General features: G+C 49.5%; 16 protein-coding genes. 13 read left to right on the plus strand and 3 right to left on the minus strand.

The window, feature by feature from the left end:
- Positions 1-170 precede the first annotated feature (170 nt).
- Positions 171-920: an SDR family oxidoreductase gene (locus L0M14_RS02780; RefSeq protein WP_235120587.1), complete on the plus strand. Its 750-nt coding sequence runs from the start codon at positions 171-173 to the stop codon at positions 918-920.
- Positions 921-992: 72 nt separating this feature from the next.
- Positions 993-1,298 (plus strand): DUF1330 domain-containing protein, encoded by a 306-nt coding sequence (locus L0M14_RS02785; RefSeq protein WP_235120589.1) that lies wholly within the window; start codon positions 993-995, stop codon positions 1,296-1,298.
- A gap of 71 nt (positions 1,299-1,369) precedes the next feature.
- Here the strand turns inward: L0M14_RS02785 and map are convergent, their stop codons facing one another.
- Positions 1,370-2,116, minus strand: a complete 747-nt coding sequence (gene map / locus L0M14_RS02790; RefSeq protein ID WP_235120590.1) for a type I methionyl aminopeptidase — start codon at positions 2,114-2,116, stop codon at positions 1,370-1,372.
- A gap of 166 nt (positions 2,117-2,282) precedes the next feature.
- Here map and L0M14_RS02795 point away from each other — a divergent pair, with 166 nt between their 5' ends.
- The 7 genes from L0M14_RS02795 (at position 2,283) to L0M14_RS02825 (ending at position 8,402) form a co-directional block, all read left to right on the plus strand.
- Positions 2,283-2,741 (plus strand): DUF2663 family protein, encoded by a 459-nt coding sequence (locus L0M14_RS02795; protein WP_235120597.1) that lies wholly within the window; start codon positions 2,283-2,285, stop codon positions 2,739-2,741.
- A gap of 197 nt (positions 2,742-2,938) precedes the next feature.
- Positions 2,939-3,880 carry a hypothetical protein gene (locus L0M14_RS02800; RefSeq protein WP_235120599.1) on the plus strand — a complete coding sequence of 314 codons (942 nt, stop codon included), beginning with the start codon at positions 2,939-2,941 and terminating at the stop codon, positions 3,878-3,880.
- A gap of 73 nt (positions 3,881-3,953) precedes the next feature.
- Positions 3,954-4,691 (plus strand): ABC transporter ATP-binding protein, encoded by a 738-nt coding sequence (locus L0M14_RS02805; protein ID WP_235120600.1) that lies wholly within the window; start codon positions 3,954-3,956, stop codon positions 4,689-4,691.
- Positions 4,684-5,433, plus strand: a complete 750-nt coding sequence (locus L0M14_RS02810) for an ABC transporter permease (protein WP_235120602.1) — start codon at positions 4,684-4,686, stop codon at positions 5,431-5,433. The genes L0M14_RS02805 and L0M14_RS02810 overlap by 8 nt, the downstream gene beginning before the upstream one ends.
- Positions 5,434-5,438: 5 nt before the next feature.
- Positions 5,439-6,917 carry a sensor histidine kinase gene (locus L0M14_RS02815; RefSeq protein WP_235120604.1) on the plus strand — a complete coding sequence of 493 codons (1,479 nt, stop codon included), beginning with the start codon at positions 5,439-5,441 and terminating at the stop codon, positions 6,915-6,917.
- Positions 6,914-7,603, plus strand: a complete 690-nt coding sequence (locus L0M14_RS02820) for a response regulator transcription factor (protein WP_235120606.1) — start codon at positions 6,914-6,916, stop codon at positions 7,601-7,603. Before L0M14_RS02815 ends, L0M14_RS02820 begins: the two co-directional genes overlap by 4 nt.
- 112 nt (positions 7,604-7,715) lie before the next feature.
- Positions 7,716-8,402 carry an MgtC/SapB family protein gene (locus tag L0M14_RS02825; protein WP_235120609.1) on the plus strand — a complete coding sequence of 229 codons (687 nt, stop codon included), beginning with the start codon at positions 7,716-7,718 and terminating at the stop codon, positions 8,400-8,402.
- Between the two features lie 323 nt (positions 8,403-8,725).
- Here the strand turns inward: L0M14_RS02825 and L0M14_RS02830 are convergent, their stop codons facing one another.
- Positions 8,726-9,169 carry a flavodoxin gene (locus tag L0M14_RS02830; protein ID WP_235120611.1) on the minus strand — a complete coding sequence of 148 codons (444 nt, stop codon included), beginning with the start codon at positions 9,167-9,169 and terminating at the stop codon, positions 8,726-8,728.
- A gap of 316 nt (positions 9,170-9,485) precedes the next feature.
- Between L0M14_RS02830 and L0M14_RS02835 the strand changes: the two genes are divergently transcribed.
- Both L0M14_RS02835 and L0M14_RS02840 read left to right on the plus strand, forming a co-directional pair.
- The gene (locus L0M14_RS02835) at positions 9,486-9,830 is read left to right on the plus strand and encodes a darcynin family protein (protein ID WP_235120613.1); all 345 of its coding nucleotides are present in this window, start codon (positions 9,486-9,488) and stop codon (positions 9,828-9,830) included.
- A gap of 23 nt (positions 9,831-9,853) precedes the next feature.
- On the plus strand, positions 9,854-10,717 hold the full coding sequence (locus L0M14_RS02840; RefSeq protein WP_235120615.1) for a TrmB family transcriptional regulator: 864 nt from the start codon (positions 9,854-9,856) through the stop codon (positions 10,715-10,717).
- A 120-nt stretch (positions 10,718-10,837) separates the two neighbouring features.
- Here L0M14_RS02840 and L0M14_RS02845 read toward each other — a convergent pair whose 3' ends face one another.
- Positions 10,838-12,514 (minus strand): DHA2 family efflux MFS transporter permease subunit, encoded by a 1,677-nt coding sequence (locus L0M14_RS02845; protein ID WP_235120616.1) that lies wholly within the window; start codon positions 12,512-12,514, stop codon positions 10,838-10,840.
- A gap of 199 nt (positions 12,515-12,713) precedes the next feature.
- Here L0M14_RS02845 and L0M14_RS02850 point away from each other — a divergent pair, with 199 nt between their 5' ends.
- Complete coding sequence (locus L0M14_RS02850; protein ID WP_235120617.1) at positions 12,714-13,352, plus strand: TetR/AcrR family transcriptional regulator; 639 nt, start codon at positions 12,714-12,716, stop codon at positions 13,350-13,352.
- A gap of 222 nt (positions 13,353-13,574) precedes the next feature.
- Entirely contained in the window at positions 13,575-14,222 is a 648-nt protein-coding gene (locus L0M14_RS02855) for an HD domain-containing protein (RefSeq protein WP_235120619.1), read from the plus strand.
- The last annotated feature ends 171 nt before the right edge of the window (positions 14,223-14,393 follow it).

Genomic DNA, 14,393 nt, shown 5'->3' on the forward strand with positions numbered 1-14,393 from the left:
CCTGATATATTTTATATCAGTATCCGTACGAGTAGTATCCGGAATAGTACTACAAACACAGACCTATTTGTGCGTTTATTTACTGATTATAATCGACTTGTTACCTGTAGTGAAGAAGATGTCGGCAGTGAAATTTGTTTCAAAAACGATCATGAAATCGAGGAGATCCTATGGTGAAAACAGAACAGAGCGAACGAAGCAGAACGTTAAGAGGCAAACGTATTGTCCTCCTAGGAGGAACGTCAGGAGTTGGATTTGCAACAGCCGAAGCCGCCGCCCGGGAAGGGGCGTCCGTAGTCGTCGTCTCCAGTCGAAAAGAGAGAGTCGACAATGCGGTCTCGCGTCTGCCCCAAGGTGCGGAAGGGCATGTGGTTGATCTATCGAATGAAGAGAGGGTACGGGCATTCTTTAGCCAAGTTGGTGAATTTGATCATTTGGTTTTCACGGCTGGCGAGTCCTTACATATCGAAAATCTCAGCACAATTGACATGGAGACAGCGCGTCGATTCTTTAACCTGCGTTACTGGGGGGCGTTTATGGCCGCTAAATACGGTAGTGAGATCCTCAGAGAGGGCGGGTCAATCATTCTAACTTCTGGTGTTGCCGGAGCTCGGCCGCAGAAGGGCTGGGCGGTCACAGCCAGCATATGCAGCGCTATTGAGGCACTGACCAGGGCATTGGCTGTCGAACTTAGCCCGCTTCGTGTCAACGCAATAAGTTTCGGGTTAATGCGTACCGAGATGTGGAACGACATGCCTGAGGAAAACCGAATCGCTATGTATGAGACTTTAGGGAAAACCCTCCCGATAGGCCGAGTAGGAGAGCCAGAAGATGCGGCCGAAGCCTTTCTTTATTTAATGCGTGAGCAATACTCCACCGGACAGACTATTGTCGTGGACGGCGGTTCTTCACTAGTATAACGAATTGACAAGAAAGGCATCATAACGGGAGTTTATCATATACCTTTAAATGGTAGATTAGGAGGAAGAGTAATGGTAAAAGGATATTGGGTCATAGACATTGATGTCCACGATCAGGAACAATTCCAAGCATACCTGGCAGCTACCCCTGAGATTCTGAAAAAGTATGGTGCACGCTTTCTAGTGCGTGGGGGAAATCCGTTGGTACCAGAAGGGAGTGCCCGATCTCTGAATACGATAGTTGAATTCCCTTCCTATCAAACTGCACTTGACTGTTGGAACTCAACGGAGTATCAGCAAGCCATTACACTAAGACTGCCTGCGTCAACGTTTGATCTTATTATTATAGAGGGGTATGAGGGACCACAACCTTCATAGTCCGCCAAGCATCGTCTGATGGCGCTGCGTCGAGCGGCATGGGTGTCTACTGCTTTATTCGTACTGAACAGCTATGCTACAGTCACGATGATGGGCTGATTCTTTGTAATGATGATCGTATGCTCATGCTGCGCGGCATAACTGTTGTCAGGCGCACATAAAGTCCACCCATCCGCTTGCTCAGCGGCATACTCTGCACCGGTAGATAAGAAAGGCTCAATGGTAATGACCATCCCCTCTTTTAATACACGTTTATCGTGCTTGTTATAAACAGGAAGGATCTCTTCGGGCTCTTCGTGCAGGGCTTTCCCAATACCGTGACTACATAAATTACTAATGACATGGTAGCCGCCTTTTGTCGCCTCGACTTCGATCATTCTTCCGATTTCGTTCAATTTAACCCCATGTTTAAGGGAAGAGATGACTTTCATCATCGTATGGTGTGTGTATTCACATAGACGCAATAATGTAGGATTGTACGGAGGTATCAGAAAAGAATGCCCCGCATCGGCATAATAGCCTCCCAGCTCTGCCGAAACATCAATGTTGACTAGATCGCCAGGTTGGATCATTCGATTTCCCGGTATTCCGTGGGCAACTTCATGGTTAATGCTGATGCAGGTGTTGCCAGGGAAATTGTAGGTTGTTTTAGGTGCTGAAACAGCACCATGACTCTTCAAAAACCTTCCTCCGATATCATCCAGTTCCTTAGTTGTCATTCCGACACGCGCGTGACGTTTCATTTCATTAATCGTCATGGCAACGATTTTGCCAATCGCCTTCAGACCCTCGATATCGTTTTGGGATCCTATTGTCATCCATATTCCTCCCTTTTCGTATTCCCCTATTGTAACCCAGATTAAGATGGAAATTTCACAGTCAAATATAACAAGCTTGATGGCTCTCCGTCTATATGGATATGCGCCTTATGCAGGGTCTATTTGCCAGGCGAACAAGCATACACATCAAGTAGAGGTGAACCATATGGAAGAAACAATCTACGATCGCATTGACAACCTAGCGGTTTCAGAAGATACAAAAAAAGTGCTAAAAGAGCTGGTAGAGCGCAAAGAAAAGGCGGACAACTGGAAAAAAACGCTGCAGGCCTTATCCTTGGTCAATGCAGGCATTGTGCTGATTCTTTTTCTTTGGATGCTGAAGATCAAGCCGGACTCCAAGGCCCAAATCTTTGATATGATCAGCTATTTTGGCTCGAGCCGTGCCTCACTCCTCTTTATTATGCTGGCTGTGTCTACCTTCTTCATCTCAGGATCCGTATCCAAAACACATAAGAAGCATAAGGACAAGTACGACGATCTTCGGGAAGAAACGGTAACGAGGCTGTATTCGACGTGGAAGGTGCGGGAAGAATCCAAGCTGCGGGATGAAGTGTCCGATCTGCTGAAGAAAGAGAAGGATATTAATCTGCGATATGTGAAGTAGAAGCTAAACGAGCGGGAGCGATCCCGCTCTTTTTTTGCTGTTTAGACTTAAGAAAAAATTAAGAATTGTTTTAGGACCGCTTTAGAACTGTTTTAGAGGGAGTTAAGCAGTGCGGGATAAGATATATACAGAGAGCAGGGATGCTCCGAATCATAAGTCGGCAGAGCTCGGCGCAGAAATAAGGAGGAAATCGAAGAATGAAGAAATTAGCAATGATGGGGCTAGGTGTGGCGGTAGGCAGCATGATGCTAGTTACAAGTGTCTATGCAGGGGTTGGCGATGCACCGGGATATGAGGCGTTCAAATCGGCTTTCAAAAATTCCGCTTCTATTGATAATGCAACCCGTCAGATCCATGTGACCATGCAGGATAACGGCGTAGAACTGCTGGATGTGAATACGACAATCAAATATGACCGGGAGCAAAGTGCAGCCAGCGCAAAGATTAACGTGAGCGATGGAACGGAGCAGCAGGAGTTGGAATTTTATAACCAAGACGGGCAGCAAATCGTTAAAACGGGAGACTCCGACGTATACAAAATCCTGGATCATGAGCAAGGAAGGGGTCCATTCAAGCACAGCAGCGATGATGGAGCCATCGGAAAGCATGAGCCTAATCCGGAGGTTGTGAAAGAGGTAGAGAATGTTGTCGATGCGTTAGTCGGAAATCTGAAGAATTACGTCACGATGAATGATGCGGCTGGAGGAGGCAAGGATATTCACTTTGAACTTACTGGCAGTCAAATTCCACCTGTTGTGAATGCAATAGGCTCTCTGATGATCAAGCATCATAACGATGCGCTTGCAGGCGGGCGAGCGCTTCCTCCTTCTGAGTCGTCGAACCCGTGGGGAATGAATCCAGCGATGCTGAAGGATCGTCTTCCTAAGCTAAGCGAAGATGTGAAGATGGACACGGTAGAGATGAATGCTACGGTAGATGCGGATAATCACATTACCAATCAATCGGCGCAGATTCATATATCCGGCGTGGATGAAGCAGGTGTGAACCACAACGTTGTTGTGAGCATGGATATGACTTTGTCAGGCATTAGCAGCACACAGCCAGATCAAGTGGATCTTGACGGCAAACAAGTCGAGCATGTCAAGGTCGGGGAAAGAAGATTTGGGAATAAAGAATAGCTAAGGCATGGAATCGGGGATCAAGAGGCTGTGTTGATCTCCGGTTCATTCTCAAAAAGTCAGGAGGTCTATGATGAAACCGGTCGTAGAAATAGAAGGATTAACTAAAATGTATAAGAACAACCGCGGTATTCAGGATGTCACAATGACAGTCCGTCAGGGTGACATATACGGCTTCTTCGGCCCGAATGGAGCAGGCAAGACGACGGTCATGAAAATCATGGCAGGACTGAGCCGCGCCCAGCGGGGAACGGTCAAGCTGCTAGGCTATGATGTGGCGGAGCAGTACGAGCAGGCGATGTCGAAGGTTGGCGTGCTGATCGAGACGGCCGAGGTCTATTCGTACATGAGCGGACGAAAGAACCTGGAGCTGGCGGCCAAATTTTATCCGCATGTCACCTCGGGGCGCATCGATGAAGTGCTGGAAATTGTAGGGTTGACGCCGTTTCAGCATGAGAAAGCAGCTGGATACTCACTCGGCATGAAGCAGCGTCTGGGCTTGGCGGCAGCCTTGTTGTCGGGTCCCGAGCTGATGATACTCGATGAGCCGACGAATGGACTCGATATCGAAGGCATGGTTCAGATGCGCGACATCATGATGCGGCTAGCAAGGGAGCAGCGGATCACGTTCCTGATCTCCAGTCATCTGATTCATGAGATGGAGCTGATGTGCAACCGCATCGGCATTATCCATCAGGGCCGGCTCTTGTGCGAAGCTTCCGTACCCTACCTATTGGAACAGTGGGAGTCGCTGGAGGCCGTCTATATGCATCACATTCAGGAAGACAGGAAGGTGACTCTTCATGCATAGTCTTACAGCTGGGGTTTATCAGGAGACGATGAAGATTGTGTTGAAAAAGAAGACACTCTTCTTCCTTGTGGCTACCCTGCTTTTGCCTGCAGTCGCAGCGATTCTGCTTGCCAGATTCCAGAGCGGCATCGGCATTGGAGCTATTGCTTCGCAGGATTTTCCAATTATTATGCTGGGCTTGTTTACGAGTATCTTCTTCCCGCTCTTCGCCTTTATGGGGGCAGCCGATTTATTCTCCGGCGAAATAGGCGATAGAACGATGAAATTGACGCTAACCCGACCGATCACAAGATTCAAAGTATTCGCATCGAAGCAGGCTGCACTCGCGCTGTCGCTTGCCGCTTTCCTTGCTGCAGGGTTTGCAGCTTCTCTGCTTTCGGCCTTATGGCTCGATGGGATGGGCGGCTTCGGATCACTGCTTGACGTATGTATGGCTTATGCAGCTGCCTTCCTGCCATTAGTGACTCTGAGCATTGCTGCCGTATGTCTGGCTCAATTATTCTCCAGCAGCAGCGGTGCGTTGACCGCAAGTCTGCTTGTGTATCTGGTACTGAAGGTCGCCGCGTTCTTTGTTCCGCAAATTGGCAAGTACTCGCCTACGGCATACACGGACTGGCACATGCTCTGGATCGGCTCAACGCTCTCGGGTAGTCATATCGGCGGTGTATTTATGTTTTTGGCAGCATGTAGTATATTGTTTTTTACAGCGGGATACTATTTCTTTGATAAAAAGGAGCTCTGATTCAGATGTCGATTCGCTTACGGCTGGTGCTATCCTATGTAGCCATGCTGCTTGTACCGCTTGTGCTCTCAGGACTGGCCGTGATCTTGATCGTCATTTCCACTCTCGGCAGTATTAAGAACCTCTTTGACGTGGATTTCAGCCAGGGCAATCCGATTAAACGCGTGGTTACTGAAGAAGCCGATATCTTTGCGGATATCAAGGCCAAGACAGAGAACCAGCCGGATCAGCTTCTGGATGCAGCCTACATTCAAGGCTTGGACACGAGATTGCACAAAATTAACATGGGGCTCATCATTCGCAGGGAAAAAGAGCTCACCTACCTGTCTCCTAATTTAAAAGAGGGGGAGAAGACGGATGCTGCCAGACTTCCAGGATTTGGCTCCTCGTCGGGAGGTTTTCAGCATAATCAAAACTCGCTGTGGATTACAAGGCAGCAGGATTTTCTCTTTTCAGATAAGAGCAAAGGCTCTGTATTTATCTTTCTGGATGGCAGCTTGCTGCAAAAATATTTGCATCGCTCCTCCAGTGCGCTGATTTTTGTCTTTATCGGCATTCTCGTTGTGACTAACGGGGTGTTGACGTATTTGGTATCGCGAAGCATTATTCGGCCTTTGAAGGCGCTTAAGCAGGCGGCGGTTCACATCAAGGAAGGCAATCTCGATTTCGAGGTTACGGCGCATTCGGATGATGAACTAGGTCAGCTGAGCATCGCCTTTGAAGAAATGAGAAGGCGCCTCAAGCAATCGGTAGAGATGCAGCTGCAGTATGAGGAGAACCGGAAGGAACTAATCTCGAATATTTCCCATGACCTCAAGACACCGGTAACAGCCATCAAAGGGTATGTGGAAGGCATCATGGACGGCGTGACGAATTCGCCCGACAAGCTCGACCGATATCTGAAGACAATCTATAATAAAGCAAGTGACATGGACCGATTGATCGATGAATTATTTTTGTTCTCCAAGCTCGATTTGGGCAAGGTTCCTTTTCAATTTGAGGAAGTGGATGCTGGCCGCTACGTGCAGGATTGCGCTCAGGAGCTGCAAGTCGATATGGAGAAAAAGGGCATTCGGTTCGTTCTGCAGGAGCTGCCTGCATCAAGCTGCTATATCACGGCGGATCGGGAAAAGCTGAAGCGGGTGCTGCTGAATGTTATAGAAAATGCCGTCAAATACAGCGGCGAAGCGGACAGCGTTATCCGTATGGGAATGAAAGATATCGACGGGAAAGCCGTCATTCAAATAGAAGACAACGGACAGGGCATTCCGGAGGAGGCGCTGCCGCATATTTTTGAACGGTTCTATCGGGCCGATCCGTCCCGTAATTCTTCTACCGGCGGCAGCGGGCTCGGGCTCGCGATTGCCAAGCAAATTATCGAAGAGCACGGAGGCATGATCTGGGCATCGAGCCATGTCGGCATTGGCACGACCGTATACATCGCCCTGCCGATCAGCAGGCGTGAAGAGAGGAGTCAGGCATGAGCCGTATTCTGATTATTGAAGACGAACTGAGCATTGCGGAGCTGGAGCGGGACTATTTGGAGATTAGCGGCTTCGAAGCGGATATCGAGATCAGCGGGGACAAGGGGCTGCAGCGTGCTTTGGACACCGACTACGACCTGATCATCCTGGATGTCATGCTCCCTAAGGTGGACGGCTTCGAAATCTGCCGAAGGATCCGCTCCGAGAAAGATATTCCGATCTTGATGGTCTCTGCCAAGAAGGAAGATATTGATAAAATCCGCGGTCTGGGTCTCGGCGCCGATGACTATATCATCAAGCCATTCAGTCCCGGCGAGCTGGTAGCGAGAGTCAAAGCCCATATGGCCAGATACGAAAGGCTGATGGGGCGGAAGGAATCGAAGAACGATGAGATCCGCATTAGAGGGCTCCTGATCGACAAAACAGCGAGAAGAGTGTTCGTGAACGAGAAGGAAGTCATATTTACGACCAAAGAATTCGACTTGCTGGCTTTTCTGGCGATGAATCCGAACCGGGTATTCAGCAAGGATCATCTATTTGACCAACTATGGGGCATGGACTCCATGGGCGAGATAGCAACCGTGACGGTTCATATTCGCAAAATTAGGGAGAAGATGGAGCTGGATCCCTCCAATCCGCAATATATTGAGACGATTTGGGGAGCGGGATACCGCTTTCGTATATAGGAATTTGAAGTGTTTGGGAGCGAATCTCAAGCACTTTTTTTTCATTTTACAAAACTTGTTTGTTAAGATATTGTAAATGTACTTACTGGCAGCCAGAAGGGGGAATGTTCGTATGATGATCAGTGTGGATTATCATATCTTGATAAAGCTAGGGATTTCGGCGATTTTTGGACTTATTATCGGTTTGGAGAGAGAAGTTCGTAACAAGCCTTTGGGACTCAAAACGACTCTCGTTATCTGCATGAGCAGCTGTCTGCTTACGATTGTATCTATTGAATCTGCCAACAAGTACGCTGTCGCAGGCTTGCATGTCATGGACCCGATGCGACTTGCCGCCCAAATTGTGAGCGGAATCGGCTTCCTGGGAGCGGGCGCCATTCTACGTAAGCACAACGATGTCATTGTCGGCCTCACGACGGCGGCGATGATCTGGGGCACAAGCGGTCTGGGTATTGCTGTAGGGGCCGGGTTTATCGGCGAAGCCTTTTTCGGGCTGGTGCTTATCATGCTCAGCGTTGTGGTTCTGCCGTTCTTTATTAAACGGATAGGCCCGAAGCCGCTGATCCTGAAGGATTTGAGAGTCAGGCTTGTGGTGTCCAGCCAGGGGAACTTGACACAGATTATCAAGCAAATTATTGCTAGCGGCTACAAGATGAAGAGTGTACATATCAAGGAGTTAAGCAGGGAACAGCAGGAGCTGAACTGCATCGTTTTTATTGACAGAAAATATGCTTCTGAAGTATATGATGAGCTGAAATTGATGGAGCACGTTGAGATTGTGGAAGTGGAGACGCTGTAGGGATGAATACGGAAGTGATATCGCTTTGACGGGATGAAGATGATCGGGGAAAAGCGGATGTGAAGAAAGGAGATGGAAGGGGGGAAGGACAAGCAGGAAATGCAGGAAATGCAGGAAATGCAGGAAATCAGGTGTAGACTTGGGGAACTAAAGGGAGCGGCGAAGCCTGTTGAGGCGGAACCGGTCCCTTTTTGATCATAGCAAACTCTTATCACAAACTATATGTGGTGCTGTCCTCTGTAAGGAGATCTTCAGACAGTAGCATGTTCAAAAGCCCGCCCGGCAACCTACGTTTAGCATTCGTTACCATTTGCATCATTCTACTAGCCAAGCGCAGCAACGAATTTTTTACCGAATTCCTTGCACATAGCTATGTCATCGGTGGATGGGTTTAGTTCAATCTTCATCCCGCTCAGTACCTTTTGGGCGCCTAGCTCGACAAGCTTATCCTCCAACGTATCGACAGCTTTACCGAAGTGAGTGTAGGAGGAATCGGCTGACCCGAATACTGCGCATTTGCGGCCGCTTAAGTCCAGTTCATCCAACTCGTCATAGAAATCTAGAAATTCATCTGGTAGATCACCGTCACCCCACGTATAAGCTCCAAGCAGGATGCCGTCATACTGCGTTAAATCGCTGCCGCTGGCGTCCATCACATTCTTAATCACCGGTTGTATCCCGGCCTCTTGGATTCCTTCGGCAATGGCGTCAGCGATTTCTTCGGTATTTCCTGTCATGCTTGCAAATACAATAAGGATACTCGACATAAGATTCCCTCCGTTTGGCTAATTTAAAGGACAGCTTGAAAGAAGAGGCAGATGATACTTATATGGTTTATGTGGCTGTGGCGCAGCAACATGCTGCAGAAACAAGATGAGAGAATCAATAAGCGTGCGTAATTTAATTCACATGCAAATGTCTAGGTTTCACACCTTGCGTTCATTTCAAACTCATCATAATTGATAATGATTATCAATGTCAATATATGATTGAAAATTGTTCTCACTAATTTTTGGTTGAAAAATTTGGAAGTATGCATTAAAGTAGTCTTTATAAGAACTACTACACGCGGGGGTGGATGTAATGAACCATTGCTTCGTTGTTTTATTAGAGGTACATCATAGTTGGCTGGCCATGCCGAGGGAGAGCAGGCGAGACTATGCGGCTGAGCTGTATGCGATTATCGGTAAGTATGACTCTACTGTGCATGTTCGCTACTTTGATGCGGATGCGTTCAGCGGCAAATGTACGGATTTTGTTGTGTGCGAAACGTCCGATCCAATGGCGTATCACTGCATGTGGGAGGAATTGAAGGACTCTAAAGCTTACAGTGAAGGCTACTATCGGATTAAAGATGTCATTTATGGTATTCAAAACGCCTATCAGGCTTATGAAACGGGCGTTCTGGGCATGGCGCCGGAAATCTAACCAAGCTGAAGGGGGAAACTGGGATGGAAGAAACACTGCAGCATCTGAAGAATATCGGCTTCACGGAGCTTGAAGCCAAATGCCTGTACGTGCTTGCCGAAGGCGGCACGCAGACCGGCTACGAAATCGCCAAACGGCTTGGCGTTTCGCGCTCTAATGTGTACTCCGCGCTGCAAAAGCTCGCGGAGAAGGGCGTGGTGCTCACTAGCCACGGTGAGCCTACGCATTACCAAAGCCTGCCGATCGAGGAGATCGGCGACAAGATTCATGCGGAGCTGCAGGCGTCGATCCGCTATGTGCAGGCGCATATGCCGAAGCAGGATGCGCAGCGCTCCGAGTACTTCAGCTTGGATGGCGACGCGAAGGTCGCAAGCCGCATCCGCACGGAGCTGAAGCAAGCGAAGGAGGAGGCACTGCTCGACCTGTGGTCGGAGGAAGCGGAGCTGCTGAAGGAAGAAATCAGCGAGGCGCAAGCACGTGGCGTACGTGTCTTGGTTTCCACAATCGGCGAGGTTGAGCTGGCCGAAGGTGTTACGCAGTTCCCACACGGTAGAGATGAGGAATGGCAGGAGCGCAGCGGTCGCAAATTCACGCTGCTGATCGATCGCAAGCTGGCAATCATCGGCACGTGGGGCGGAAGCGAACCGACGAAGGCCATGCTGACCGAGCACCCGCCTATGGTTGAGCTGCTGCTGAACAACTTCTTTCACGATGTCGTCATCCACGAGCTGATGGCAGACATGGGCCCCAAGCTGGAAGACAAATACGGCAAGAATTTCAAGAAAATTGTCCAGAAATACACAGACCCTGGGGGCGGGAAACGAAGCCCGCAGAAGGGAAGAAACGCAAGAAGAAGTGACGGGCGGGGTAAAGAGAAGCGAAGTTAAGCCAAAGCAAGCCACAGCAAGCCAAAGCAAGCCAAAGCAAGCCAAAGCCCGATTCAAGGCAAACGCAAAGAAAGCTGTCCTTCCCAATGAACAAGGGAGAGGACAGCCTTCTTCTACTTTCTATGCGTTCTGCAAGCTAGGTTGGGTTTGAACTTGAACCTTGGCTTTTTCTGGTGCCACATTCTGTTCAGGGGCAGATGAAGCTGCCGGGGCTTCTGGCGCCGGAGCAGGTGCCTCGCTCTTTTTCTTCCTTTTGATAAAGAAGAACACAATCGGAATACACAGGAACAGCGGCATGGATGAAATCATGAACGTTTCGCCGATCGCACGCACCAGGGACTCCTTGGCAATCATGCCTGCCAGCACGGTGACAGCGGAGGCTTGCGAATACGTAGAATCCATACCAGACGCCATGAAATAACCGGTCATCGTGCTCATGAACCTGCTTACCGCATCCGAAGTAACGGTTACCTTACTGGAGATATCCGCATTGATCAAGGTCTGCTGGTTCGTCATAATTGCCGTCAATACGGCGATGGAGAGAGAGCCTGCGACCTGGCGGATTACGTTGGAGAGAGATGAGGCCCGACCAACGCGCTCCCTCGCGACAGCATTCATTCCCACCGTAGTGAGCGGCATCATACACATGCCGATACCCAATCCGCGAACCGTCATGATAGCATCGAGCCAATGATTGGATGTGTACTGTGAGAGCAGATGAAGCTCGAACGTAGTCACGCTCATTAGAGCAAGGCCTGTCAATGCCAGAGGAACAACGCCGATTTTATCAAAAAGCCGACCGCTGATCGGCATCATAAGTGCCATAGCCAGCGACTGCGGCAGCATGATGATGCCGGTTTGGAGCGGGGATTGCCCCTGAACATTTTGCAAATATAGAGGAGTCAGGAACGTCCCTCCATACAGGCCCACCATAACCAAGGAGCCGGCGATCAAGCTAAGTGTGAAGGTGGGATTTTTGAAAAAGCTAAAATCCAGCAAAGGCTGTTCTTTTCCCAGCTCTACCCAGATCAGCAGGCACATGCTGAAGAAAGCGATGTACAGCAAGCTGATAATATACAGTGAAGTCCAGCCTTCGGATTGTCCTTTACTCAGAGCCAAGAGCAAGGAACCGAAGCACAAGACAGAGAGAATACAGCCCGGCAAATCGAATTTTAAGTTGCTTTTGATCGGCATCTCTTTAAGCACCAAGAAAGATACCACGATGGCAAAAATTCCGACCGGTACGCTAATGAAGAACAGTAGACGCCAGGTGAAGTACTGAATCAGGTATCCGCTAAGTGTTGGACCGATTGCAGGTGCAGCCATTGCCGCTACTCCCCATAGACCGAGCGCCATCCCGATTTTGCTGCGGGGAACGATGGAGTATACAATCGTCATACAGATCGGACCGATAAACCCGCCGAAGATTCCCTGAATGATACGGAATGCAATAAGCGATGATGCGCTCCACGCAAATCCGCACAGCAGCGACCCGAGTGTAAATCCAGTTAGGGCAAGGACGAAAATACGCTTGGCGCCGAACCGGTCCGCCATATAACCGCTCATAGGAACGACTACGGCAGAAGCAAGCATGTAGCCTGTGAGCACCCACTGAATATCTTGCGTAGTGGAGCCGAATACGTTAACCAGTTTAGGAAGCGCGACATTGAGCAAACTGTTGTTAAGCACGGAAACGAATGTGCCGAGAATAATGGCCGTCAAGGCGACCCAGTTGATGGATTCATCAGCTGCAGGAGGCTTGAGGGAAGCTGAACTTGATTCTGACGTGACAATCACCCTCCATAAGTATCAAAAGATGCCTGTGCCCCTGCTGCGACGCTATCCGGATAGTTTTACGCTAATGATGCTTTTATGCTAACCTGAATGTACAAGCAACAGAGGATATGTTGACAAGGTAAACATATTATATGACTGCCATGTTTACTGTGTCAACATAGGATTATTTTCTATGCTCTGAGAAAGGAGGAATTGCAGGATGTCAAGCGAGGACACCGAGCAAAAAAAGCAGTATCATCACGGAGATTTACGACGTACCTTAATCCGCGCAGGTTACGAGCTCATCGTCGAAGGAGGGGCATCGTCTCTCGATTTGCGGAAGGTGGCGAGGAAGGCCGGGGTTAGCCATACGGCGCCCTACCGACATTTTGCCGATAAGAAAGCACTGCTAGCCGCGATTGCCGAAGAGGGGTACCGGGGCATGAGCAGGCGGATTCGGGAGAGATTGGAGCCGATGCCGGATCATTTTATGGACAAGCTGCACGCTTTTGCTACTGAATATGTGGATTTTGCCATGAACCATCCGCAGCTAATGCGTGAAATGTTCAGTGGACTCACCATTGAAATTCGCGAATACCCCACCCTGTATGAATCCATTCTTGAGCTTTTTGGGCCTCTCGTGGATATGATCGAGCAGGGACAAGAAACCGAAGAGGTTGTACAAACCGAAACGCTTCCTCTGGCGCTGGTCATATGGTCGATGATGCACGGCGTGTCTACCCTGCTGATCGAGAACATGCTGCAAAGATCCATCAAGGGGCCGAATGAGGCTGAAAAAATGATTCATCTGTGTGTGAATACGCTGTATCATGGGATTTTGCCGAGGAAGCCTTCGTAAAGGTAAAGCTGGTGTTTCCGAGTGATAGGAACTTGGAAGGAGGCTGGACGGGTAGAGCTGCTGAGGTGCTAAAGCATTATGGGAGCCAGCCGAAGAACGTTGGAATAGATTGCTTCAGAAATGTAGGATAGCAGCATGAAGGAACCGAGCGATTGCGAAGTGAGAATTAAATAAGTCATGGTTACGAGAATTAAACGGTAATTTAGAAGAAGGAGGGGCCGTATGGAAAATCATGAAGTACTCCAAGCAGCTGAAGCTTATGTAAAAGCCAAGCTGGAAAAAGACAGCAGTGGACATGACTGGTGGCATATCTACCGCGTCGTGCAGACGACGCGGCGGATTGCCGCCGAGGAGGGAGCCGACGGCTTTGTTTGTGAGCTGGCGGCGCTGCTGCACGATGTCGCCGACGACAAGCTGAGCGCAGATCCCGCCGCCGCGGAGCGGGAGCTGCGCCAGTGGCTGGACGCTAGCGGAGCGCCTGCGTCCGCTACTGAGCACGTGCTGGAGATTATCAGCACGATGTCGTTCAAGGGCGGCGCGCGTCCGCCGATGCGCACGCTGGAAGGCCGGGTCGTGCAGGATGCCGACCGGCTGGATGCGATTGGCGCGACGGGTATCTCGCGCGTATTCGCTTATTCGGGCTGGAAGGGCCGCCCGATTCACGATCCCTCCGTCATCGTGCGGGAGCAGATGACGGAAGAGGAGTATCGCAGCGGCAACGACACGGCGATTAATCACTTCTATGAGAAGCTGCTCAAGCTGAAGGAGCGGATGAACACGCCCTACGCGCGCAAGCTGGCGGAGGAGCGGCACCGCTTCATGGAGCAGTTCCTGGAGCAGTTCTACGATGAATGGGAAGGCAAGAGGTAGCATAAACAGGGGAGGACCGAATAGGTCCTCCCCTGTACGTTGATCAAGGGAAATGAGAAGGTCAGGAGATGGATATGTAGGCGAAATGGTTTTTTATAATCGAATATTCAAACGGAAATGTATATAATTGGAAAGTGAAATATTTTTATAAAAAGAAGGGTGGTGAAATAA

Source organism: Paenibacillus hexagrammi, assembly GCF_021513275.1.
Lineage (GTDB): Bacteria > Bacillota > Bacilli > Paenibacillales > NBRC-103111 > Paenibacillus_E > Paenibacillus_E hexagrammi.